Source organism: Vibrio lentus, assembly GCF_002875945.1.
GTDB classification, from domain to species: Bacteria; Pseudomonadota; Gammaproteobacteria; order Enterobacterales; family Vibrionaceae; genus Vibrio; species Vibrio apostichopi.
The window spans coordinates 103,655-129,190 of record NZ_MCZK01000172.1 but is presented as its reverse complement, the minus strand read 5'-3'; the positions used below and the strand labels follow the sequence as shown (position 1 = coordinate 129,190).

Genomic DNA, 25,536 nt, shown 5'->3' with positions numbered 1-25,536 from the left:
ACAAGGGTTGTCATGTCCGCTAAACATCCAATTATTGCGGTGACGGGTTCATCTGGAGCCGGCACCACCACTACCTCAGAAGCCTTCCGTAAAATGTTCAATATGATGGACGTGAAGGCAGCTTGGGTTGAAGGGGATAGTTTCCATCGCTTCACTCGACCAGAGATGGATGTCGAGATCCGTAAGGCGCGCGAGCAAGGTAAGCACATCAGCTACTTTGGTCCACAAGCTAACGATTTTGGCGCATTAGAAGAGTTCTTCCGTCAATACGGTAATGAAGGCACGGGCAAAGTCCGCAGCTATCTACATACCTTCGATGAAGCCGTTCCTTACAACCAAATGCCCGGCACCTTTACGCCATGGCAAGAGATCCCAGAAAATTCGGATGTGATGTTCTACGAAGGCCTTCATGGTGGCGTAGTCGATGGCGATATTAACGTCTCGCAACACGTCGACCTGCTTATAGGCATGGTACCTATCGTAAACTTGGAGTGGATCCAGAAATTCGTTCGTGACACACGTGATCGTGGACACTCTCGCGAAGCGGTGATGGACTCGATTGTTCGCTCAATGGATGATTACCTTAACTACATTACCCCGCAGTTTTCGCGCACTCATATCAACTTTCAGCGTGTCCCAACCGTAGATACATCGAATCCACTGAACGCCAAAGGGATTCCAAGTTTAGACGAAAGCTTCGTTGTTATACGTTTGCGTGGCATCAAAAACGTCGACTTCCCTTACCTTTTGGCAATGATTGATGGCTCATTTATGTCACGTCATAACACGCTTGTGGTGCCAGGAGGCAAAATGAGTTTTGCTATGGAGCTCATTGTAAGGCCAATCCTACAACAACTAATCGAAACCGGAAAAATAGGTTAACAAAACGACGTTCTGGTTGATTACTTTTCATACCGTGATCATGTGCACAATTTTGCGTAAAAAATCGTAGCTTGGTCACGATTAAAATCAAGAAATAGTACCTGAAAAAGGATACTATTCTTAAACGAAACACAAGATAGCTTGCAGCACTCAACGAGTGCTCTTATCCTAACTGAGTCAATTCAGGCTTAGCTAAAATACGGAAAGCGGCAAGCATACCCTGCAGAGGAAGTGAGATATTATGGTTCTAGGTAAACCTCAAACCGATCCAACATTAGAGTGGTTCCTTTCACACTGTCATATTCATAAGTACCCTTCAAAAAGTACTTTGATTCATGCTGGTGAAAAGGCAGAAACCTTGTACTACATCGTTAAAGGTTCTGTGGCTGTTCTTATCAAAGACGAAGAAGGTAAGGAAATGATTCTTTCTTACCTAAACCAAGGCGACTTCATCGGTGAACTTGGACTTTTCGAAGAAGACCAAGAGCGTACTGCGTGGGTTCGTGCTAAATCTCCTTGTGAAGTAGCTGAAATTTCTTTCAAGAAATTCCGTCAACTTATCCAAGTGAACCCAGATATCCTGATGCGCCTTTCAGCGCAAATGGCAAACCGTCTACAAGTAACTAGCCAAAAAGTTGGTGACTTAGCGTTCCTTGACGTTACCGGTCGTATCGCTCAAACGCTACTTAACCTAGCGAAACAGCCAGATGCAATGACTCACCCTGACGGCATGCAAATCAAGATCACTCGTCAAGAGATTGGCCAGATCGTTGGTTGTTCTCGTGAGACAGTAGGTCGTATCTTGAAGATGCTTGAAGAGCAGAACCTAATTTCTGCACACGGTAAGACTATCGTGGTATACGGCACTCGTTAATCTCGATTAACTGAGCCAAAAATTTGAAAGCCACCAAATGCAAATTTGGTGGCTTTTTTGTTTTCTAAAGATCTAGAGAGCAGATGCGAGATGCGAATGGGACACTAACAACTTCCAAACGCAAACACTCTCGAAGCGAAGCGTAACTGCATCTCTAGGGCAAAGCCCGTGCTCGTATCTTTTTTTAACCGTTGGTGCTTTCGAAGATCTTATCCGCTGATGCTGCAACGAATCCTGTATAAAGCTCACCATTGGCCATCGCATAACGCTTAGCGAACTCATAGAAGCCACCAGGAATCATCTCATTGCCTTCAACAAATGAAACTTGGACTTTGTCTGCCATTGTTGATGATTGCTCTAATAAGACCTCTGGAGAGCCTTTAACCTCACCACCAGATGCATTGATAGTGAAGCCTGATTCGCTCAGGTAATCATTCACTGCCTGCACTTCATCAAAAGCGTCAAGTTGATTCACGCTCACCGTGAAGTGGTTTGCACCGTAACCATGAGCTGCGAGCCAAGAAGCGTATTCACTCTCTTTTGCCAGCACTTGGAAATCCGCGAAACTCAGATCCCAAAGGCGACCACCAAACAAGAACTCATGACCTTGAAGCTTGCTTGCGTCGACTTGCTTAACCAACTTAGCAACGATCTGTTGCAAGTCACTTGAACACTCTTCTACCTTCAACTCACTAATGAACACTTTCGGTTGATTTGGATCTGGGTGCTCGTAATGCTTAGCCACTAGCTTCTTACTCTCAAACAAGTAATCGCCACACGCCTTGTAACCCAGCTCAAGGAAAGGCTTGGCCAATGTTTCAATACCTAGCGGTGCAACATTAAAAGTACGTAGTGCAATATGATCATTAATCAGAGCTTCGTCTTCTTTCAGCAAGTGATGTACTTTCTCAGCCGATGGACAAAGCCTGTGAATGTAATCGTCCCATAATGATTTAAAGAGTAGATCGGGCGTCATGGTGACTCCTTGTCAGAGGTTCTAGCAAGCTAGTAATTTGGATTAGAAAGGGAGAGGCTGGACATAGAGTCAGCAGCCATCAGCCTGTGACATACTTGTTCTATTATTATCTACCGCCCAATCGAGGTGTCGGACGTGGGTGAAAAGAGGAAGCGATAACACCGCTTCCTTATTACACAATTAACCAATGAATCTGTTATTCATGAGTCTAGATCTTATAATCTTTTGATTTATAAGCTCTTTATTCATTAATCTATAGCTTAAGCGCTAAAACTAAAGCTCAATACCTGGGCTAAATGTCGCTGGCAGTTGAGTTTCACCACCTTCCATTGACGCCATTGGGTAAGCACAGTAGTCAGCCGCGTAGTAAGCACTTGGGCGTAGGTTGCCTGAAGCACCCGGGCCACCAAATGGTGCATCACCACTTGCGCCTGTTAGCTGACGGTTACGGTTAACAATACCCGCACGGATATGGTCAACGAAGTATTCCCATTCAGAATCATCTGTTGATACAAGACCCGCAGACAAACCAAAACGAGTGTCGTTAGCTAGCTCAACCGCTTGCTCTAGCGATTGGTAACGAACCACTTGCAGCAATGGGCCGAAGTACTCTTCATCTGGCAACTCAGCAATGTTGGTTGCATCGATAATACCCGGAGAAACAAACGCCGCTTCGCCCGCTTTTGCTTCTACTAGACTTACACCACCTAGCGATTGCAGATTAGCTTGCGCGTCCAGAATGAACTTAGCCGCCGCTTCAGAGATCTGTGGCCCCATGAAAGGTGCTGGCTCAGCGAATGGCTGATCGACACGAATCTTCAAGGTAGCCGTAACGAGCTTATCAAGCAGTTGATCGCCCTTCTCTCCAACAGGAACATACAAGCGACGAGCACATGTACAACGTTGGCCTGCACTGATGAAAGCCGATTGGATAATGGTATAAACCGTCGCGTCAGCATCACCAAATTGGTCACTGATCACCATAGGGTTGTTACCGCCCATCTCTAGTGCCAGCATCTTACCCGGTTGACCCGCGAATTGACGGTGAAGGATATGACCAGTATTCGCACTACCTGTGAATAGCACGCCATCAAGACCTTTAGCATCCGCCAAAGCGATGCCTGTCTCTTTAGCGCCTTGCACTAGGTTAATCACGCCAGCAGGAAGGCCAGCTTCTTGCCATAGCTTCATCGCAAATTCACCTGTCCAAGGTGTCTGCTCTGACGGCTTAAATACCACGGTATTACCCGATAGCAGTGCTGGAACAATATGACCGTTAGGTAAGTGACCTGGGAAGTTGTAAGGGCCAAATACCGCCATTACGCCTAATGGACGATGACGCAGTACGATTTGGTTGCCTGCTGCTTCACGCGAAGCTTCACCCGTACGTTCGTGGTAAGCACGGATTGAGATAGCGATTTTGCCCGCCATTGCACCCGCTTCAGTGCGAGTTTCCCAAATCGGTTTACCCGTCTCTTTTGCAATAATCTGTGCAATCTCTTCGCTGTTCTCTTTTACCTTCTCAGCAAAGTTCAACACGATCGCTTCACGCTCGGCAAAGCTCAGTTTTTTCCAAACTAAGAACGCGTCACGAGCCGCTGCTACTGCAGATTCAACCTGCGCTGGTGTTGCACTATCGCCTTGCCACACCACTTCATTGTTGTATGGGCTTACTGATGTCATGGCGTCGCCTTGACCTGCCACCCACTGTCCTGCTATCCACTGAGTCATACTTCTATCCTTAAAATCTTCGACAGATAATCGCCGCTCTTATTGAGCCAACATGCGAACGAATTCGCCTTCTTTTACTTCAAGAGCGCTTGCTACTTCAGATGATAAAATCACTGTGTCGCTTGCTTGGTCATACGCGCCTTTCGCGGCTACTGCGCGGAAGTTCTCAAACGAGGTATTACCAATTAGGAAGTCTTTAGAGCTGGAGTGCTCTGCAATTTGAACCTGCGCTCGAATCGCATGACGCACGGATTCAATGTTTCTTAAATCACACTCAACCGTTGGGCCTGCATCAAAGATGTCGACATAACCACGGTTAGTGAAACCTTCACGTTCCAGCAACTTAAGTGCTGGGCGTGTATTATCATGTACCTCTCCAATCACCGCCTGAGCCTCTTTGCTCAGTAGGTTCACGTAGATAGGCAGCTTCGGCATTAGGTCAGCAATGAAGCCTTTCTTACCAATACCAGTTAGGTAATCGGCAAGCGTGAAATCAATTGAGAAGAAGTGCTCTTGCAGCCATTGCCAGAAAGGTGAGTTACCTTCCGCATCGGATACACCACGCATCTCAGCAAAAATCGTTTTCGAGAAACGCTCTGGGTGCTCAGACATGATCAGGAAGCGACATTTCGACATCAAACGACCATTCAATCCACCACGGAAAGCTGGGCGCAAGAACAGTGTGCAGATCTCACTGCATCCTGTGTAGTTATTGCCGAAAGTCAGCAACTTCACGACGTTATTCACGCCAAGCTTTTGCGATGAGTGAACCACTTTGCTGATGTGGTAAGAGTAAAACGGAACATCCCAGCCAATTGAAGCTTCGATGCCTGTAGTACCGGCGACTTCTCCCGTTTCAGTGTCGAAGCCAACCATTAGGTAGCCTTCATCACCGGGTTCAGTCACGTCTTGTTTAGCAAAACTGTATTCAGAATGAGTAATTCGGTTAGTTAACAGTTCTTCGTTAACCGGAAGAGATGTGAATCCGTGACCAGATTCAACCGCGCAGGTATGCAGCGCATCGTAATCAGATAATTTTATTGGGCGAACAACTAGCATCAATATTCCCTCCAGATGCAAAACAGGCCCAAAACCAGAAGCTTGGGCCTTTAGCAGTACGTCATGGGATCGCTCTAATGGCGATCATTCCTATGACGCCGCTCAGGCTAAACTAGCGTAGCGATTGCTTTGTCTAGTTTTGATAAACCTTCTTCAATTTCTTGTGTAGTGATAACCAGTGATGGTGTGAAACGAACCACGTTTGCACCCGCAACCAGTACCATCAAGCCTTGTTCGCCTGCTGCCACTAATACATCACGAGCACGACCTTGCCATGCTTCATTAAGCGCAGCGCCTAGCAATAAGCCTTTACCGCGAACTTCACTGAATATTTGGTATTTGTCGTTAATCTTAGCTAAACCATCACGGAATAGTGCTTCGCGTTCTTTCACGCCAGCCAAAGTTTCAGGTTGGCTTACTACGTCAACAACTGCTTCAGCAACGGCACACGCCAGTGGGTTACCACCGTAAGTAGAACCGTGCGTACCCACTTTTAGGTGTGTCGCAAGTTCAGACGTTGTTAGCATTGCGCCGATTGGGAAGCCGCCACCTAGTGATTTCGCTGTGCTTAGGATATCAGGTGTCACACCTAAGCCTTGGTAAGCGTAAAAGTTACCCGTACGGCCATTACCTGTTTGCACTTCATCAAAGATAAGCAGCGCATTGTGTTTGTCACACAGTTCACGAACCGTGTTCACGAACTCAGATGTTGGAGATATGATACCGCCCTCGCCTTGCAGAGGTTCCATCATGATTGCACATGTGCGATCTGAGATGTGCGCTTCTAGTGCTGCAATATCGTTGTAAGGCAGGTGAGTTACATCGCCCGGTTTAGGACCGAAGCCATCAGAGTAAGCTTCTTGACCACCGACCGTTACGGTAAAGAAAGTACGACCGTGGAAACCTTGTTTGAATGCAATGATTTCAGATTTCTCAGGACCGTGAACATCTGCTGCCCAACGACGAGCTAGCTTCAATGCTGCTTCGTTTGCTTCTGCACCAGAGTTTGCAAAGAATACTTTTTCTGCAAAACATACGTCTGTTAGCTTCTTCGCTAGACGCAATGCAGGTTCATTGGTCATTACATTACTTAAATGCCAAATCTTGTTTGCTTGCTCAGTAACTGCGTTAACCATTGCTGGGTGACAGTGACCCAAACAGCTCACAGCGATACCACCAGCAAAGTCGATATACTCTCGGCCTTGTTGGTCCCAAACGCGTGCGCCTTCCCCTTTTACTGGGATCATTTCCATTGGGTTATAACAAGGCACCATCACCTCATTAAACAGACTACGTTCTACTTTTTTTTCCACTGTCATCGTACATTCCTTCTCGATACCGCAAGCTTCGCAAATAAGCGTACTGGTTCATAAGTGAGACAAAGATATTTTCTCTCGCCATAATCCCGCTGCAGCATTATATTTACATTTAATTAACGTTTTCAATAGTAGATTATTCTTTAGCCATCCCTAACAGCCAGCTAAACGTCACTACCTATGACTATTTATGCATCAATTAATCTGTTTTATGAAGCTTTTTTTACCTAAACGCATAACCAGTAATAGCAAAGCCTTACTGGCATTGCGGTATATAGGGTTCGAGACGAAATAAGGCGAATAATTTTGCATAGGCTAAAAACTTAGCCTGAAGAGAGAGAAATGTTATAAAAAGTGATCGGCGTCAGAGGAGTAAGAGACGCGTAGCGCCCGAATTTAAACGCTTAACGAATGGGCTAACAGGTTTAACTGGCTTATTTAGATGGAGAAAGAGTCAAATTTAAACACTCAGCGTGCTAGGAAGTTAGCGAGAAGCTGGTGTCCTTGCTCTGTTTTAATCGACTCAGGGTGAAATTGCACCGCATCAATTGGCAAGGTTTTGTGTTGATAACCCATGATCTCATCCATGCTGCCATCTTCGAATTCCGTCCAAGACGTCAGTTCAAAGCAGTCAGGTAGCGTGCCATTTTTCACCACTAGAGAATGGTAACGTGTCACTGTTAGAGGGTTGTTGAGCCCTTGAAAAACGCTCTTGCCATTATGGCGGATTGGAGAGGTTTTACCGTGCATCACTTGTCTGGCTCGCACCACTTCACCACCAAAGACTTGAGCAATGGCTTGATGGCCAAGACACACACCTAAGATAGGCAGTTTACCCACGAAGTGTTCAATGACTTGCAGAGAGATTCCAGCATCATCAGGCGTACAAGGGCCTGGCGAGATAACAAGATGGCTAGGATTCAGCGCTTCAATACCCGCAATATCAATCTCATCGTTACGAACAACTTTCACAGTGACCCCTAACTCACAGAAATACTGATACAAGTTATAAGTAAAAGAGTCGTAGTTATCGATGATAAGTAACATGGGTCGAAATCGTTTGCTAAATACTAAAGGATTGGGAGATATAGGGGCGGTATTGTGCAATACCCATGGCGAAAGGCAAGTGGAAACTGCATTTCGCCAATAATTAAGGCCAACCTAGGTTGACCTTAATTGTTTACAGATAACTTTCAGTTACCTGAATCAGGAGGCTTGCATGGTTAACGATGTCGCTACTTGCGACGACGCCACATTGCTAAGCCAAACAATGACATCAGTGCACCGAAGCCAAATGAACCACCTACTCGCAGTTCAAGAACCGCAGGATCATGATCCGATGAACGGAAGTGATCTTGGTACTTAGGTAGGTCACCTTTGAACTCTTCGTTATAGTCAAACAACGTCGACTCACCACCATTAATGTGCCAGTCAGTTGCATCCACCACCATGTCTTTCAGGCTGTCGCTTATCAACAGATGATCCAGTGCGCCCACTTCGTCATTGTATGAGTAGCTCCAGCTGTCTGGGTGCTTTTGAGCCACTGCATTAATGTAGCCGTAGTTCTTAGTAATCACCGCACCGCTGTCACCAAACTGCTCAACGCCGTCAATGTAAGTGTTACGCGCCGCTTTGATTTGCTTGCCGTATTTCTCTTCAGAGTAATCCGTCAGCACCAGCATTGGATCTTCCATGCCGTATGAGTTCATATCACCCAGAATCACTTTATGGCCTTTGATGCCGTCTAGCGCCTCACCCAGTGCAACCGCCGCAGCAACACGGAAGTTCTCACATGAACCTTGCTTATCGGCATCAACGCCACCTTGACCGCCCTGCTCAACCGGTGCTGCATCTTCCCAACACTTAGAACCTTTCGATTTAAAGTGGTTGATCGCTACAGTGAGTTTCTCTTTAGTACCCTTAACTTTGAAGGTGGGCGCTAACGAGTCACGCTGGTAGTTCTTACCGTCTTCAATCACCTTGCCAGAATCGTCTAACACTTCTGGTGCCTGTTGGCTTGGCATCGCGATAACACGGCTGTCTTTAAGCTTAACTACTTTCTTACGGTAGATAACGCCTGTTGTAATAACGTCGGTACCAATCGAGTCCATCTCGTCGGTTACGCCATCTTCATTTGAATCGACAGCGACAAAGGTATAGCGGTCTTTCTTACGCTCAATGCGGTCATTCAGTTGGTTAACAAGCTGCTGAATGGCAGAGCCTTCACCAAAGCCGTTGTTCTCAATTTCCATCAAACCAATGATGTCAGCGTCTAGACGAAGAATCGCGTTCACAATCTTCTCTTGCTGCATCTCAAACTCAGTCATGGTGTTCGCGCCACGGTTGTTACCATGTTGATTCGCGTCGCCACCAAACGGAGAATTGAAGTAGTTCAAGACATTGAAGGTCGCGATACGTAGGTCGCCTTCATCCATATCAGGCTTGTCGGTACGTGGGTCATTACGTACAAAGTTTTCAGCCGAGATCTGGTTAGTTGTTACTAAGCGATACTCGCCGTAGCTGTAAGTCAGCACGCCTTCTAGGCCAACAATGGTGTCATCGATACGGATGTAGTCTTCCGTCGAGCCATCTTGGTCAATATCAGTACGACCAAAGTCTGGGTAGAAAGGAACCTGTCCGTCACCCGCTTTTTGATCGGTTTCAACGAAAAGACGACGGTCTGCGTTATCTTCCGTTTGTTGTTTCGCCTCTTCAGAACCGGCTGCGAACAGCTGGTTCGGCTGCATGTTAATACGCTCATGCGCCAGTACCATGTTGTTACGACGACCTGCGTAGTCATAACCAAAGGTACGGGTGACACGCATATCAAGCGCTTGTGTTGTTTTCACCAACATGCCTTCATAGCGTTCAAGCGTTGCAGCGAAGTTTTCATCACTATCTAGCGCTTCAATTGCCGTTGCTTCAGGCGCTTGTTGTTCACCCTGTTTTAGCCATTGGTTGTTTTCAACTTTAAGCTGAGTATGGCTGTAGTATTCTTGAACCTTACCTTTCACACACACTACATCGCCCGCAGCCAGTTCTGAGCTCGATTGATTGGTGTGAATAAATAGGCCTTCAGAAGTGCTTGAATTGAAGTCATCCTCAAGTGCTTGCAGGTAGAAGCCTTTGGTTATGCCTGTTGTCACCGCACTCACAACACCTTTTACAAAGTACTCATCGTCGGTGATGTACGGGTAGCCATCAATGAACGGTGATGTTGCACCCTCACCTTGGATCTCTTGAATGGTTGTGAATACTGGGTAAGAGCCATCTTGTGTACAAGTGAACGCTTCTGGTAGTTCAACACTGTCTAGTGAACCTAGCCCTTCAATGCTGTCTTTTGGTAGTGATACCCATTGCGAAGCATCAAAAGTCGCAGAAGGTGTTTGTGTTGCACGAACCAAAGTAACATCTTTACCCCAATCCACATCGCCCATCAAACCCACAACATCATGTACCGAACCATCTGAATTCAAGATAGCCAGTGGGTCGTCACCGTTATGATTAGCGATAGAAGCATTAATGATGTCAGCTTGAGCTTTAATCTCATCACTCGCACTAGAATGCGCGACCACAAGTACTTCACCGGGCGCTAAAACGTGGCCATCTAAAGGTAAAGTGGCGCCCCATGATCCGTTGCCGTTTGCTGATTTAGCCAGTGAATAACCATCTAAATTCATGCTGCTATCGCCGTTATTGGCAATCTCAACCGCTTTGTTATAGCTGCCGCCTTCCACATATTGTGAAATAAACAAATCAGCGTGTGCACTTGCCGTTAGCAAGCTACCAATTGCCACTGCTAGCAATGAAGGTTTGTGTAAAAGAGCCATCCGTTTCACCTGAGTTCATTGATTTATAGTTACTGCCATCTATGGGCAGTCATGTATTTTGTGGTAACTATCAGGTTTATTTATGAAAGGAATAAGTCAGTTGGCAAGAAAATGAGGAACTTATCACTTTGGAATCATCAATTGTTTGGCACGTTATATATTTCCAACATATATAGAAACGAGTGAAATTTTATAAACCTTGAGAGCTATGAATAAGACCCATAACACAGCATCAACAAGGTGAATATGTTAGCCAGACAATGTATGAATTATCAATTCAAACAAGAGATTTACTGGGAAGGTAAATAGAGCGGGCAATAAAAAGCCCAAAGTAAACAAAGTCTACTTTGGGCTCAAATTCTCAAACGAGTTGTTTAGTTTACTCTATGGGCGAGTAACAAAACCTACCGCTTCGTATGCTTTTTTCAGAGTCACAGCAGCACGCTCAGACGCTTTTTCAGCACCCGCTTTCATTACTGCGTCCATGTAAGCACGATCAGCACGGATACGGTGGTATTCAGATTGAATCGGCTCAAGCATCTCAACCAACGCTGCACCGACATCTTTCTTAAATGGACCGTACATTTCAACGCCTTGGTATTGAGCTTCGATCTCTTCAAACGTTTTACCCGTCGCCGCAGAGTACAGACCCATTAGGTTAGAAATACCCGCTTTGTTTTCCCAATCGTGAGCAATACGTGGTGGCGTTTCTGCATCCGTTTGCGCTTTGTTGATCTTCTTGATGATCGACTTAGGCTCTTCTAGCAGAGTAATTACGTTCTTACGGTTATCATCCGACTTAGACATCTTCTTAGTCGCATCTTGCAGGCTCATCACTCGTGCATTCACTGTTGGAATGTAAGGTTCTGGTACTTGGAAGATTGGTGTTTCAGGGCCGTAGATGTTGTTAAAGCGATTTGCGATATCACGCGCTAGCTCTAGGTGTTGTTTCTGGTCGCTACCTACTGGCACTTGGTGAGCACCGTAAAGCAGGATGTCTGCAGCCATCAACACTGGGTAATCGTATAGGCCTACGTTTACGTCATTTGAGTGACGTGCAGACTTATCTTTAAACTGAGTCATACGGCTCAGTTCACCCATTTGTGTGTAACAGTTAAGAAGCCAACCAAGTTGAGCATGCTCTGGTACGTGTGACTGAACAAATAGCGTGCTCTTCTTTGGATCAACACCGACAGCAAGACAGATTGCTAATGCGTCTAGAGTCGCTTCATGCAGTGCTTTCGGGTCTTGGCGAACCGTAATTGCGTGAAGGTCTACAACACAGTATTGGCAATCGTAATCATCTTGCATCTGTTGCCATTGACGTAGAGCACCCAAGTAGTTACCGATACTTAGTTCACCAGATGGTTGAACACCACTCAATACGATGGGCTTGCTCATGGTTTTAATTCCTTTGCTTGTTCGCTAAGCTCGTTAACTTAGTTTCTTAACGTAGTATCTGAAAAACTTAGCTTCTTAACTTTAAAATAGAAAAGCCGCACAGCTCTTCTGTGCGGCTCATCCAGTTTACTCATTGACAAGTATTTTGCTAGTAGGTTCGCTAACTTTTGTCCGCTTTATGCTGAAACTAGAACGACATCTAGTAATTGCGCAATGTTGTCTGCGACATAGTCAGGGTTTGATACTGAAATCGGTTCGCCATGATTGTAACCGTAAGTCAGACCAAACGAGTGACAGCCTGCATTCTTAGCGGCTTTGATGTCGTTACTTGAATCGCCAACCATTAGCATCTCGTCAGCCTTCACATTGTGCTTTTCTAGCAACCAATTCAGCGCCACTGGGTTCGGCTTTTTCTCTGGGAAAGAGTCGCCACCCAACACATCAACAAAGTACTTATCGATACCGTGCTGCGCCAGAACGTCTGGTACAAATTTCGATGGTTTGTTGGTCACAAGCGCCATGGTGAAGCCCGCTTTGTCTAGCTCTGCTAGCGTCTCTTTAACTGATGGGTAAAGGTGGCTTAACTTGTGGCCGCCCTGCTCATAGAAATCATCAAACAGGATGCGCGCTTTCTTTAGCAACTCAGGCTCTAGACTTGGATCTACCGTAAGGTTGCGGCTCAATGAGCGTCCGATAAGAACGTCAGCACCATTACCCACATAGTCACGAACTTGTTCTTCGCTTACTGAAGAAAAACCCAGTTCCTGACAAGCTTGGTCAGCGGCGACAGCCAAATCAGGCACGCTATCTAACAAGGTTCCATCCAAATCAAAGGCGATCAGTTTTATTGAGCTTAATGACATCTTACTTTCCTATTTATAATTGTCGTCTTATGAGTTGAGCTATAAGACGTAAAAAAGGGGCCAATGAGCCCCTTAATCTAAATTTTTTGATTTTAGGTCAACAGACCTTAGTTCTACTTTTATGCGTTAACTTTTGCAAGCTCTGCACGCATCTCATCAATCACTTCTTTGTAGTCCGGTTGATTGAAGATAGCTGAACCGGCAACGAACATATCTGCGCCCGCTTCTGCGATTTCACGGATGTTATCAACCTTCACGCCACCATCAATCTCAAGGCGGATATCACGGCCAGATTCGTCAATAAGTTTACGAACAGCGCGCAGCTTATCAAGTGTGTGAGGAATGAAAGATTGACCGCCAAAGCCAGGGTTCACTGACATCAGTAGAATCATATCGACTTTGTCTAGGATGTAATCAAGGCAAGAAAGTGGCGTTGCTGGGTTAAGTACGACACCCGCTTTACAGCCGTGTTCTTTGATTAGCTGTAGAGTACGATCAACGTGCTCAGAGGCTTCAACATGGAAGGTAATCATTGATGCGCCAGCTTTAGCAAACTCAGGCACGATGCTATCTACAGGCTTAACCATTAGGTGAACATCGATAGGAGCAGTAATACCGTAGTCGCGCAGCGCTTTACAGATAGGTGCGCCAAAAGTCAGGTTAGGTACGTAGTGGTTGTCCATCACATCGAAGTGCACAACATCAGCACCGGCTGCGAGTACTTTCTCTACGTCTTCACCAAGACGAGCAAAATCTGCAGACAAAATCGATGGAGCGATTAGAAAATCTTTCATACCAAACCTCTTAAGAGTGAGTAAATTGCGAATATCACCGCCTTGTGACATCTCATATACAAATACAAGACTCAATTCCAAGACTATTTGGTGTGCAATTCTACCTAAGCACCTAAGCAGATCCTAGCAGTTCGAAAGATTAGTTTATGAAAGTACCCGTAGGTCACTCAATTTAATGAGTTCGAGGGTTATGTTGGTCGCTACAATTCTTCTGAAGCGTGTTGCTGGTTTTTCTCTTTATGAAAAAGTGCCAGTAACTCATCGACTTTATTGCGCCCTGCGCCATTACGGCTAATGGTGCGCTTAACCTTGACCACGTTCAGTTCCGCACCATGGTATAAACGGCGCGTTAAGGTGGTGTCATGGTTTGAAATCAAGACAGGGATGCCTCGTTCCATTGCCGCTCTTTCTGCAACATCAGCTAAGGCCGCTTGGTCATCTAAGCTGAAGCCATTACCCGCATAAGAGGTAAAGTTAGCGGTGCTAGACAAGGGCGCATAAGGAGGATCACAATAAACCACACAGCCTTTACGGGCGCGGCTAAAGGTCTCACTGTAGCCTTCACAAACAAACGTCGCTTTTTTCGCTTTCTCAGAGAAAAACTCAAGCTCAGCTTCTGGGAAGTAAGGTTTTTTGTATGAACCAAACGGAACGTTAAAACCACCTTTCTTGTTGTATCGACACAGGCCATTGAAGCCAAATCGGTTCATATACAAGAAAGCAAGCGAGCGATACATGACATTGTCGGTACCATTGAACTCAGCTCGAATATCTAAAAAGACTTCTTTGCGATTATTCTCAGGACAGAACCAGCGCTTCGCTTCAGAAATGTAGGTTTCAGGGTCAGTTTTAAGAAGGTTGTACAAGTTGATAAGATCGGGATTGATATCCGCAAGCAGGTACTGTTCAAAATCAGTATTCAGAAATACTGAGCCGGCACCGACAAAAGGTTCTACCAATTTTCGAGCAGGTGGCAGGTGACGTTGGATGTCTTCAACTAGGCCATATTTACCACCAGCCCATTTTAGAAAGGCACGCTGCTTTTTCATTTACTGCTCTATCTATCAACTCAAAAATAAGGCTGCGGAATGTAACATATTTTGAGGCTAAGCTCAGGGTTATTTCGCACGTTCTATCTCTCGATGCACTTGATTCATCGATTTTGCCCAAGGTTCCAACTGTTGAAGTGGTTTTGATAATGCACTTACCGCGTCTCGCGCCACTTGAATCGTTGGGTAATCTTGATAAGTGATGATAAACCACTTGGTGTCATTACGAAGTGTTGGGTAAATACGAACCTTGTCTTCGACGTCATATTCTTCAATAAAAGACTGAACATCTTCTAATGACGTCATCGCGCTCAACTGTAAAGTATACGCACGTGGCGAGATAGCTTGTAACTCTTCGCGAGCAAATGAGAAGGTGATCTTTTTGGTCGGCGGGGTTGATTCCGTTAGGTCAGCTTCTTCATCAACCGAAACTTGTGACTCATTTTTCGCCGCATCAGGCTGAGAGCTAACCGCGGCTCCTGTGTTTTCTTCAACGACAGCATCAATCGTACTGGTATCGGCACTTTTCGGCTTGTCATCCAGCAACGCATCAACCACATCAGAAGTAATCACCACACGCTGCTGCTCTTGTTTCACCTCGCCAACACTGGCTGTACCTTCCACCACAACCGGTGGTAAAGATGAACTGTCATCGTCAGCTCCTTGATAACTCATGTCGGTTTCAGCTTCAGAATCAACCGAACCATCGATTCCTGTTTGTTCTGTGCCACTTTCCACTTCAACCGTCGGGATAACGGTCTGTTCAATCGGTGCAATGAGAGATTGCGCTTTGTCATCAGGGGTTGGCTGACTGAACATCCACCAGTAACCGCCGCCGATAACAACCAACAACAACGCCATCACAATCGCGATATTGATAGGTGAACCAATAATTGAGCGAATAATAATCCTTTTTTCCACTTTCAATTCTCCTAAGGCCATTAACTCACCGGGCAAAGGTTGCGCTTTATTAAACGCACGTCGCACGCGAGTTTCAGACTCATCATCAACATATCGAATCACCAGTGATTCAAAGAAATGTTCAGCTTCGGGTTGGGATAGATTATCGATTTCTAGATCGATAGGCTTGTGTTGTTGACCGTAACTCAGACGTGTTAACAGCGGGTCTAAATGGCCAGGTTCCGAGAAGAGAACGATATTGATCGTCCATTGAGGATTAGATTGAGCCTCAAGTACCAGCATCCATAGTTCGGATACTAAGAGCTCTGAGAGTCGGTGGGCATCATCGATAACGATAACCACGTGACACGAATCTCCATCCAGCAACCGTGCAAGGCTATCTGATAAAGAGTCATGTTGATTAAAGAGTGGATCAGAAACGATCTGACTAAGAATAAGAGCTCGGTGTTGCTGATCATCTTGGCTTGGGTGACAAAGCAGTAAACACTGATTCTTTTCTGTCGACCACGCCTCTAGATAACGCTGAGCTAACCATGAACGGCCAGAGCCAGTTTTACCAGCGACCGTGACTAGGTTTGAGCCAAAGTTAGTCAAAAGCTGCAAGCGTTCTAATAGCTCAACTTGAGATTCTAACTCTAATACTCTTAATTCATGAGCCAAACTCATTGGGGATCCCTACTGATAAGATCGATCAGTAAAACGCTTCAGTTGCCTAGCGGTTAACTAGGCAACATCACAACCAAATTTAAAGAGTACGGCAGAAATCAATCGCTTGTTTAATGATGTCTTGAGGCACATCAGCGACCACTTCAGCAGTACCAATACTTGTTGGCAATACCAAACGCAACTGACCAGACAGCACTTTTTTATCGCGCATCATGTGCTTCATAAAGTCTTCAAAAGACATGCTTTCTGGCGTATGGATTGGCAGTTTCGCATTCTTGAGTATAGAAATAATTCGCTCAAGCTGCTGCTGAGAGATCAGTCCCTGTAATTGAGCCGTTTTGGCTGCCATTACAGTGCCTGAAGACACAGCTTCACCATGTAGCCAATTACCATAGCCTAGTTCTGCTTCAATCGCATGACCAAATGTATGACCTAGGTTCAATAACGCTCTGATTCCTGACTCTTTTTCATCGATAGCAACCACTTCAGCCTTAATTGCACAACAACGAGCAATTGCGGTGATCAGTGCTTGTTCATCAAGTTGATAAAGTTTCTCTAGATTCAGTTCCAACCAATCAAAGAAGGTTTCATCATAGATGATGCCGTATTTGATGACCTCAGCAATACCCGCTGCAAACTCACGCTCAGGGAGCGTTGATAAACAGTTTGTATCGATGATGACAGATTTTGGTTGATAGAAAGCGCCGATCATATTCTTGCCAAGGGGATGGTTCACTGCGGTTTTACCACCTACAGAGGAATCCACTTGAGAAAGAAGTGTCGTCGGGATCTGAATGAAATCAATACCGCGTTGGTAACAAGAGGCAGCAAAACCGACCAAATCACCGATAACACCACCACCTAAAGCAATCACCACCACATCGCGGCTGTAATTTCCTTCAAGCATGTAGCTCATCACTGAGTTGAACGTTTCAAGTGTTTTGTACTGCTCACCGTCTGGCAACTCTAAAAGAGAAGTTTGACAGCCTACTTGATCCAATAGCGATAAAATTTTATCGGCATAAAGAGACGCTACTGTCACATTACTGATAACAACAACTTTCTGTTTGCCTGATAAAAAAGAAAGGTACGCCGGGTCTTCAAATAACCCGGCGCCAATAGAGATAGGGTAGCTACGCTCAGCTAGATTGACCGTAATCCGTTCCATGGGTTTGCTCTCCGAAAAAATGAACTTAACGTTCTTCTAGCATTTTTACGATCTGGTTGGCTACCACTTTTGCACTTTGGTCGTCAGTACGAACTGTGTAGTCCGCCACTTCGTCGTATAGTGCGTTGCGAGATACAGCTAGATCTTCTAGCACATCACGCGGGTTGTCTGTTTGAAGTAGAGGGCGTTTCTTGTCGCGGTTAGTGCGAGCAAGTTGCTTTTCAATTGTTGTCTCTAGGTATACAACAATGCCTCGTGCAGATAGACGGTTACGGTTTTCTTTGCTCAGTACTGAACCACCACCTGTCGCAAGAACAATACCTTGTTCTTCTGTCAGATCGTTGATTACAGATTCTTCGCGCTTACGGAAACCATCTTCGCCCTCAACATCAAAAACCCATGCGATGTCTGCGCCAGTGCGCTCTTCGATCACAGTGTCAGAGTCTAAAAACTCCATATGAAGTTGGGAAGCTAGGTGTCTACCAATTGTACTTTTGCCGGCGCCCATTGGGCCAACAAGAAAAATATTGCGTTTCTCAGCCATGTTTTTAGCAGTAATTTACAACGTTAATTCAATGACATCGCCACAAGGTAGGTCAGTACAAGTACTGAAATTAAAAGGCCCGTGGCACCGATTCCTCACAGATAATTCGTGATAAGACCCGAAATTATCAAGGTTAGGTGCCACTAATGCAACTTTATTTTTAATCTAATTGTTCATTACTGAATCACAACTTTGGGTGTAACAAAAATAAGTAGTTCACTTTTACCCACATTTTCATAGCTGCGACGGAACAATGCCCCCAAAACTGGCAGGTCTCCCAACAGAGGAACTTTGTCGACTGTGCTGCTAACACTGTGTTGAAATATCCCACCAAGAACAACAGTTTCACCATTATTAACAAGTACTTGCGTTCCAATTCTTTGAGTATCGATTGCCACAGCCTCACCGGTTCCTGTTTTCACAACCTGCCCCGGTCTGTCCTGAGTGACACTCAAATCTAATACCAGACGATTATCAGGGGTTATCTGCGGTGTGACCTTAAGACTCAAGACCGCTTTTTTAAATGCGACCGAAGTTGCACCACTGGAAGAGGATTCTAAGTAAGGGATTTCAGTACCTTGCTCAATGTAAGCGGGCTTTTTATTGGTGGTGATTAAGCGTGGGCTAGAAATAATCTCAGCTTTTGATTCTTGTTGCAGCGCCGACAATTCAAGATCAAGCAAGGTATCTGAACCCAGCTTGGCCACCTGAAACGCAATGCTTGATGCATTAGGCGATGTCGCCCCTAGATTAACGTTGAGGTAATCGTCAATCGCACTACCCCCTCCATTATCGTCATACGGCGCAATTTGTGATGGATGGTTACCTTCTATCGAGCCGCCGACTTTGAAGCTTCCGTTGGTCGAAGAAACGCCCCAGCGCACCCCAAGCTCATCAAGGTTACCCTCGGTCACAGTGACAATACGCGCTTCTATCTGTACTTGCTTCACGGGAATGTCTAGCGATTCAATGATGCCTCGTATCACCGCAATGTTTTCTTCCAATTCACGAATGAGCAGTGAGTTGGTTCTCTCATCAATGGTAATCGAGCCGCGGTCAGACAGCATACTCACCGCCCCTTCCCCACCAATCATATCGGCGATGTCGGTCGCTTTAGCAAAGTTAATCTTGATGATTTCCGATTTAAGCTCGCCCAACTCTTCTTCCAAACGAGATTTTTCTAAGGCTTGCTGTTCTCGAAGGTCAAGTTCAGCTTTTGGCGCAACCAAGATGACGTTACCATCAACACGTTTATCCAAGCCTTTAACTTGCAAGATAATGTCGAGAACTTGCTGCCAAGGTACGCCATCTAACCGCAAAGTGAGATTCCCTGAAACCGAATCAGACACCACGAGGTTGAAATCGTTGTAGTCGGCAATGAGCTGAAGAACATTACGAACAGGAATGTCTTGGAAGTTAATTGAGATGAGTTTGCCCTCTTTCTCCAACACACTCTTCTCAGCGGCGCTCTCTTTAAACAGCGGCTTACTCACGATGACCTCGATAAAACGGCCTTTCAGGTTGTACTCGTATTGGTAATCATCGGCGATCGTGGCTAACAGTCGGGTACTCGGCGTTTCTCTGAAGACCTCAACCCCTTCAACTAAGGTGGCAAAGTCTTTTACATCTAACAAATAGAGCTTGTCGTCATCAACCTTAGTATTGAGCAGTTCAATGCTCAGCCCTTCTTGAACTCTTTGAACATCGACCACCGCAGTGCTGGTTGCCAATTCAATAATGATGACCGCATCTTTGTTCTTGTTGACCCTGAAATCGATGTTGTCCAAATTATTGGGTGATGTCTCTGCGTAACTCATCACGCTAAAAAACAACATTATAGACAGCAGTGCACCCTGTAGCCCTTTGTTCATTATCTCGCTTATTCCTTTAATCATAGTTACATCTCATATCCACATCGTGTGGTATTGGTTTACTTCAGATCCAGCCTAACGTTGCGCTTATGCCAACAACCTAAGCCATCTGGAAGAGTTTCATTAATCTGAACGTACTGGCTCGTCACCTTAGTCACTCGGCCATTGTTGAGGCCGATAAACTGGCCCTTCTTCACATTCACCACGTTGCCCCTTGGTGTTTGCACTAAACCAAACACACTTGAGCCACTACCCATCACGCCTCTTAAACGCAGCTTACTCAGCGGGTACTTCTCTAGCTTGCCATTGCGAGAGCGTGCGCTCGGTTGCCAACAGTCTTTCTTAACCAGAGGTTGGTTTTGCACAATGGCTTCTTTGGGAAGTTCAAAGGGGGGACGAAATGCTCTCCGCTGATAGTTAGCGGCTGTAAATTCCGTTGCTGGGACAAGTTGCTCAACCTCTTTTTTTGCTTTGGCTTCAACTTGCACCACAAAATCTTCTAACGAATCTTGATTGGCTTTACAGCCCGTCAGCGCGAGCAGTAACAAGGTTGAATACAACGCTCTATTGGATTTCATCATCTACCTCCGGTTTAAACTGGTAGGTATAAGCACGAACTCGGAAGTGCAATGTGCTGCTTTCTTGGCTGACTCGCTGCCAATTCACATCATCAAAGCTGATGATGCGCGGTAGCTTGGCGATGGCAGCCGAGAAGTCACCAATCTCGTGGTAATCACCGGTTAGCTCGATATTGAGCGGTAAGCGATAAAGAAACTCTTTGTTCTGCTTTTGTCCCCAATCAATTCGAGTAAAGGTCAACGCATTATCCAAACCAAGCTCATTGACGGAAGCCAACATACTGGCGAGCTCTTTTTGCACGGGTAATTGCTCTAACAGATAATCGTAGCGACTAGTCAGTTCATCCAACTGGCTCTGAAGTTTCGGTAGAGCGGCGACCTTATTGGCTTTTATCCTTAAAGTGGCTTTCAAGGTCTGCTCTTGCTGCTTCAATTGTTGCAGTTCATCATCCATTGGCATGATGTAAAGCCAAACGCCAACGCCCTGAATCAATATCATCAGTAACAGAACCACCGCCAATTGAGGCAGTAACGGCCATTCAGTAATCTCATCGACATCAAGGTCTTGCAAACTGACCATATTTTGAAAACTAGCCATGGTTCGTCCCCTTCGCTTTTATCTTCGCGGTTGTGCTCTCTGCGGTTGTGTTGTCTAAAGAAACAGGGCTGAACACAAAAGAGACCTTGAAGGTCTGGAACTCCTTATTGAAGCGCTTGCGGTTATGAACAATAGAATGCATCTCGACACTTTCAAGTGACTCGGATCGCTCTAAATTATCCAACATAGTGGCAAGGCGAGCGGTGCTGTCGCTGATGCCCGACATTTCAATCTCTTGACCATTCATCTTTATCTTGTCGACATAGACACCCTCAGGAATCAGCTCTGGCATCAGGTTCATAAAGTCGGTGGTCTTGTTACGACCAAGCTGTAAGGATTCCACGACGTCGAGCCGAGTCAGGATCGCTTTATGTTCTTGCTCCGCGACTTTCAGTGATTGGATTTGTCGGTCGAGCTGGGCTATGTATTGCTTTAGGTAAGTAAGACGAGCTTGCTGCTTGTCTTGTTGGTCATGAAAATAGGTACCAACGGCCCATTGCCCTGCAAGCGCAAGAATGCCTCCGAGTACTATGAGATGGATAAAACGCTTCTTATGCTGAGCTCGAATCTCATCGCGCCAAGGCAGCAGGTTAATTTGATGCAACATGCTTTCCTCCTTGCCATTTGAGTCCGCTCATCGCCATACCCGCGGCAATCCCAAAGTGTTGCCAGTCCATGGGTAAACGACGTTTCTTGGCGATCTTATTTTCAAACAACGACAAAGGATTCAGCGATTCACAACTTAACTGAAAATGTCTTTGTAACTCTTCCGTCAGCATTGGCGTACTGGCTCCCTCGCCCATCAACCAAATCCCAGATATCGGCTGAAGCGCATTCACTGAGGAGTAGAGTTGCAACTGACGCTTCAGCTTTTCGATCAAATTAACAATAAACCGATGGGTATCCTCAGCCGTGCCGAACACGCCCTCTATATCACTCGAGTTGTCAGCAGCGCGAAGATCTTGAGTACCAAAAGCGATGTCTTTATAGAAAGGTGCCGAATCCTGCGGGATAACCCCGAGCGAGGTTTGATCGATTCCGATATCGACCAATAGCCAATTCTTTTTTTCTGGGTACAGTCGAGAAGCTAGCTGCCAAATATTGAGCAGGCCATGTGCTTGGGTGTCGACGACGACAGGTTTAAAACCGGCTTTATTTAAAGCATCCGCCCGACTCTCCACCACCTCTTTGCGAGTGGCGTACACCTGATAACTGCTTGTCGATCCTTTACCAAATCGTTTGTCTTCCAGCTTTACAAAATCTAAACTCAGCTCCTCAACAGGAAAGGGAGATTGGTGAGCAAAGGTTTGATAGATCGAAAACTCTTTTTCTCTGTCTTCTAATTCACTCTCTATTTGCAGTACTTTGCTGATCACCGTGTTATCAGGTACCGAAATGGCGACGTTGCGACAGCCAAAAGGCAGACCTTTCCTAAGTTCTTTGAGTTTCTTAACAGTTTTCTGATACTCCAGAGTATGGTTAGCTGTAAAAATGTCGTCCGAAATCGGCAGCTCTTTGTATCCCACTAAGGCATACAACTCCCCAACGGGTTTTAGGACCACAGCTTTGATGCTGTGATGATTTATATCTATACCTGTAATTAATGATGAACCCATGTGACCTAGCTCCTGAAGTGCCAAGCATTTCGTTGATTATCTAGGGGTTGTGATTATTAGTTAAATAAGCGTTAATAAACGAAAGCTAAGTTTTTAACCTAGAGTACAAGGGTTTGCTGCTTATCAGCCTTAACTAATCAGGGATTATCCGGTGAAGTTCATAAAGCGATTATTCATATTTACATTGATTTGCATGATTCTTGGAGTCAGTACAATTTTCGGGTTTTATTATTACGTAAAACCAGAGTTGCCTGATGTTGCCACTTTGCGTGACGTAGAACTCCAAACCCCGATGCAAGTCTTCAGTCAAGACGGAAAATTGATCTCTCAATTTGGTGAAAAGCGTCGCAACCCAGTGACTTATGACGAGATTCCTCGCCACCTGGTTGAAGCATTAATTGCTACCGAAGACAGTCGTTTCTACGAGCACCCAGGTATTGACCCAATTGGTATTACTCGTGCTGCGATCGTGGTTGCGATGTCAGGATCTGCAAAGCAAGGTGCGAGTACTATTACTCAGCAACTAGCGCGTAACTTCTTCTTATCTAATGAGAAAAAGATTATGCGTAAGATCAAAGAGATCTTCATTGCGATCCACATTGAACAATTGCTTAGCAAAGAAGAGATCATGGAGCTGTACGTAAACAAGATCTTCCTAGGCCACCGTTCATATGGTTTTGGCGCTGCTGCACGCGTTTACTTTGGTAAAAACCTCCCTGAACTGACTCTGAGTGAAATCGCTACGCTTGCTGGTATGCCAAAAGCACCATCAACCATGAACCCTATCTACTCTCTTGAGCGCGCGACAAACCGTCGTAACGTGGTATTACGTCGTATGTTAGACGAACAATACATCACTCAAGAAGAGTACGATGAAGCGCGTAATGAAGTACTTATATCCAAATACCACGGTGCTGAGATTGAACTCAGTGCGCCGTATGTTGCTGAAGTGGCACGTGCTTGGATGGTGGAACGCTACGGCGAAGCTGCTTATACGTCAGGCATGAAGGTCTACACGACCGTTGATTCAAAACTGCAAAAAGCCGCTAACCAAGCCGCGATTAAAAACCTACTTGGCTACGATGAACGTCACGGCTACCGTGGTGCTGAAAAAGTATTGTGGCAAACCGAGCAATCAGCTTGGGATCATGAACAAATCGTTAAGCACCTTAAGTCTCAACCAACCTACGGTGACCTTGTCCCTGCCGTTGTGACGGACGTTGATTCGAAAAGTGCACAGATTTGGGTTAAGAACCAAGGCGAAGGCTCTATCGAATGGCAAGGCATGAACTGGGCGCGTAAATTCCTAACGGATAATCGCCAAGGCCCTGCCCCATCTCAAGCAAAAGAGATTCTGGCGGTTGGTGAACAGATCTGGGTTCGCCATGAAGCGGTAACCGGTGACGAAGTCTCTGAAGAGCCAACAGAAGAAGCAACGACGGAAACTGAAACACCGGTTGTATGGCGACTAAGCCAAGTACCCAATGCGAACACAGCTTTTGTTGCAATGAACCCGAACAACGGCGCAGTACTGTCGATGGTGGGTGGCTTTAACTTTGTTCACAACAAATTCAACCGCGCGACGCAATCTATTCGTCAGGTTGGTTCGGGTATCAAACCATTTATCTACTCAGCGGCGATTGATAAAGGCCTAACGTTGGCATCACTGATCAACGATGCGCCTATCAACCAATGGGATAAGAGCCAAGGTACAGCATGGCGACCAAAGAACTCACCACCGACTTACGTGGGTCCAACTCGTTTACGTATTGGCTTAGCTCAATCTAAAAACGTAATGGCCGTGCGCGTACTGCGTGAAGTGGGCTTAGATGACACACGTAACTACCTAACACGCTTTGGCTTTGATATTGACGAAGTACCTCGCTCTGAAACCATTGCTCTAGGTGCGGGTAGCTTAACGCCAATGAAGGTAGCGCAAGGTTACTCAGTATTCGCTAATGGCGGTTACTACGTTGAACCTTTCTACATCAGCCACATTGATACACCATTTGGTGAGACTGAATTTGAAGCAACGCCAAAAGTGGTGTGTAAAGATGATTGCCAAGAGCAAATCACCACTGACCCAATGGCAGACGAGTTTGCTGAACATGATGTTGACGCTAAGGTGCAATACGCACCTCAGGTTATCTCTGCACAAAACGCATTCCTTGTTCGTGAAATGATGTACAGCAACATTTGGGGTGGCGGTGACTGGAGCCAAGGTACAGGTTGGAATGGTACAGGCTGGCGAGCTCAACCGTTGAAGCGTCGTGACATTGGCGGCAAAACCGGTACAACCAATGATTCGAAAGATACTTGGTACAGCGGCTACGGCCCTGGCATGGTTGCAACGGTATGGGTTGGTTTTGATAACCACAACCGTAACCTAGGTCGCACTAAAGCGAACTCTAACCTTGGTAAGAACCAGATTACTGGTGCAGAAGCTGGCGCGAAAACAGCAGAACCTGCATGGGTTGATTTCATGGGAACGGCGTTAGCAGGTGTCCCTGCACAGCGTAAAGAACTGCCAGAAAACATCGTCCGAGTTCGTATCGACCGTGAAACTGGCTTGCTGACCAACAAATTCGATAGCTCATCAATGTTCGAGTACTTCGAGAAAGGCACTGAGCCAACCGAGTACATCACTGAACGTTTCAATGACGACATCTACTCAACGTCATCAGGCGAAGCGGTAGAAGAGCTGTTCTAATCGACAGCTGAACCAACAAAAAAGGGTTGATATGCATTCATATCAACCCTTTTTTATATCTATAATCCGATCTATCTACGATTTAAATT

21 protein-coding genes are annotated in these 25,536 nt (G+C 45.7%); 3 read left to right on the top strand and 18 right to left on the bottom strand.

Annotated features, from left to right (window positions below; genetic code table 11):
- Positions 1 to 12 precede the first annotated feature (12 nt).
- Positions 13 to 882, top strand: coding sequence for a phosphoribulokinase (locus tag BCT49_RS23300; RefSeq protein ID WP_004729650.1), 870 nt, complete (start codon positions 13 to 15; stop codon positions 880 to 882).
- Positions 883 to 1,123: 241 nt separating this feature from the next.
- Complete coding sequence (crp, locus tag BCT49_RS23295) at positions 1,124 to 1,756, top strand: cAMP-activated global transcriptional regulator CRP (protein WP_004729651.1); 633 nt, start codon at positions 1,124 to 1,126, stop codon at positions 1,754 to 1,756.
- Between the two features lie 184 nt (positions 1,757 to 1,940).
- Here the strand turns inward: crp and BCT49_RS23290 are convergent, their stop codons facing one another.
- The 18 genes from BCT49_RS23290 to pilM form a co-directional block, all read right to left on the bottom strand.
- Complete coding sequence (locus BCT49_RS23290; RefSeq protein WP_102438499.1) at positions 1,941 to 2,732, bottom strand: DUF1338 domain-containing protein; 792 nt, start codon at positions 2,730 to 2,732, stop codon at positions 1,941 to 1,943.
- Between the two features lie 273 nt (positions 2,733 to 3,005).
- Positions 3,006 to 4,463 (bottom strand): succinylglutamate-semialdehyde dehydrogenase, encoded by a 1,458-nt coding sequence (gene astD, locus BCT49_RS23285; protein WP_102438497.1) that lies wholly within the window; start codon positions 4,461 to 4,463, stop codon positions 3,006 to 3,008.
- A 39-nt stretch (positions 4,464 to 4,502) separates the two neighbouring features.
- A complete protein-coding gene (gene astA, locus BCT49_RS23280; protein ID WP_009848917.1) occupies positions 4,503 to 5,522 on the bottom strand; it encodes an arginine N-succinyltransferase in 1,020 nt (339 codons plus the stop codon).
- Between the two features lie 107 nt (positions 5,523 to 5,629).
- Positions 5,630 to 6,841, bottom strand: a complete 1,212-nt coding sequence (locus tag BCT49_RS23275; protein WP_012604934.1) for an aspartate aminotransferase family protein — start codon at positions 6,839 to 6,841, stop codon at positions 5,630 to 5,632.
- Positions 6,842 to 7,306: 465 nt separating this feature from the next.
- Positions 7,307 to 7,885 carry an aminodeoxychorismate/anthranilate synthase component II gene (locus BCT49_RS23270; protein WP_009848915.1) on the bottom strand — a complete coding sequence of 193 codons (579 nt, stop codon included), beginning with the start codon at positions 7,883 to 7,885 and terminating at the stop codon, positions 7,307 to 7,309.
- Positions 7,886 to 8,073: 188 nt separating this feature from the next.
- Positions 8,074 to 10,668: an ExeM/NucH family extracellular endonuclease gene (locus BCT49_RS23265; RefSeq protein ID WP_102438495.1), complete on the bottom strand. Its 2,595-nt coding sequence runs from the start codon at positions 10,666 to 10,668 to the stop codon at positions 8,074 to 8,076.
- Positions 10,669 to 11,052: 384 nt separating this feature from the next.
- Positions 11,053 to 12,069 carry a tryptophan--tRNA ligase gene (gene trpS / locus BCT49_RS23260; RefSeq protein ID WP_017103608.1) on the bottom strand — a complete coding sequence of 339 codons (1,017 nt, stop codon included), beginning with the start codon at positions 12,067 to 12,069 and terminating at the stop codon, positions 11,053 to 11,055.
- A 176-nt stretch (positions 12,070 to 12,245) separates the two neighbouring features.
- Positions 12,246 to 12,932 carry a phosphoglycolate phosphatase gene (locus tag BCT49_RS23255; RefSeq protein ID WP_102438493.1) on the bottom strand — a complete coding sequence of 229 codons (687 nt, stop codon included), beginning with the start codon at positions 12,930 to 12,932 and terminating at the stop codon, positions 12,246 to 12,248.
- A 119-nt stretch (positions 12,933 to 13,051) separates the two neighbouring features.
- The gene (gene rpe / locus BCT49_RS23250) at positions 13,052 to 13,726 is read right to left on the bottom strand and encodes a ribulose-phosphate 3-epimerase (RefSeq protein ID WP_029222055.1); all 675 of its coding nucleotides are present in this window, start codon (positions 13,724 to 13,726) and stop codon (positions 13,052 to 13,054) included.
- Positions 13,727 to 13,926: 200 nt separating this feature from the next.
- The gene (locus BCT49_RS23245; RefSeq protein ID WP_102438491.1) at positions 13,927 to 14,775 is read right to left on the bottom strand and encodes a Dam family site-specific DNA-(adenine-N6)-methyltransferase; all 849 of its coding nucleotides are present in this window, start codon (positions 14,773 to 14,775) and stop codon (positions 13,927 to 13,929) included.
- Between the two features lie 69 nt (positions 14,776 to 14,844).
- Positions 14,845 to 16,362, bottom strand: a complete 1,518-nt coding sequence (locus tag BCT49_RS23240; protein WP_102438489.1) for an SPOR domain-containing protein — start codon at positions 16,360 to 16,362, stop codon at positions 14,845 to 14,847.
- 79 nt (positions 16,363 to 16,441) lie between these two features.
- A complete protein-coding gene (gene aroB, locus BCT49_RS23235; protein ID WP_102438487.1) occupies positions 16,442 to 17,530 on the bottom strand; it encodes a 3-dehydroquinate synthase in 1,089 nt (362 codons plus the stop codon).
- 25 nt (positions 17,531 to 17,555) lie between these two features.
- Positions 17,556 to 18,074 (bottom strand): shikimate kinase AroK, encoded by a 519-nt coding sequence (gene aroK, locus BCT49_RS23230; RefSeq protein ID WP_004729664.1) that lies wholly within the window; start codon positions 18,072 to 18,074, stop codon positions 17,556 to 17,558.
- A 176-nt stretch (positions 18,075 to 18,250) separates the two neighbouring features.
- Positions 18,251 to 19,945, bottom strand: coding sequence for a type IV pilus secretin PilQ (locus BCT49_RS23225; protein ID WP_102438486.1), 1,695 nt, complete (start codon positions 19,943 to 19,945; stop codon positions 18,251 to 18,253).
- 59 nt (positions 19,946 to 20,004) lie between these two features.
- Positions 20,005 to 20,523: a pilus assembly protein PilP gene (locus tag BCT49_RS23220; protein WP_102438484.1), complete on the bottom strand. Its 519-nt coding sequence runs from the start codon at positions 20,521 to 20,523 to the stop codon at positions 20,005 to 20,007.
- Positions 20,510 to 21,121 carry a type 4a pilus biogenesis protein PilO gene (locus BCT49_RS23215; RefSeq protein ID WP_102438482.1) on the bottom strand — a complete coding sequence of 204 codons (612 nt, stop codon included), beginning with the start codon at positions 21,119 to 21,121 and terminating at the stop codon, positions 20,510 to 20,512. The genes BCT49_RS23220 and BCT49_RS23215 overlap by 14 nt, the downstream gene beginning before the upstream one ends.
- On the bottom strand, positions 21,114 to 21,728 hold the full coding sequence (locus tag BCT49_RS23210) for a PilN domain-containing protein (protein WP_102438480.1): 615 nt from the start codon (positions 21,726 to 21,728) through the stop codon (positions 21,114 to 21,116). Before BCT49_RS23210 ends, BCT49_RS23215 begins: the two co-directional genes overlap by 8 nt.
- Positions 21,712 to 22,737, bottom strand: a complete 1,026-nt coding sequence (pilM, locus tag BCT49_RS23205) for a type IV pilus assembly protein PilM (RefSeq protein WP_102438478.1) — start codon at positions 22,735 to 22,737, stop codon at positions 21,712 to 21,714. The genes BCT49_RS23210 and pilM overlap by 17 nt, the downstream gene beginning before the upstream one ends.
- 151 nt (positions 22,738 to 22,888) lie before the next feature.
- Between pilM and BCT49_RS23200 the strand changes: the two genes are divergently transcribed.
- Positions 22,889 to 25,447, top strand: coding sequence for a penicillin-binding protein 1A (locus BCT49_RS23200; protein ID WP_198595897.1), 2,559 nt, complete (start codon positions 22,889 to 22,891; stop codon positions 25,445 to 25,447).
- Positions 25,448 to 25,536: the final 89 nt, after the last annotated feature.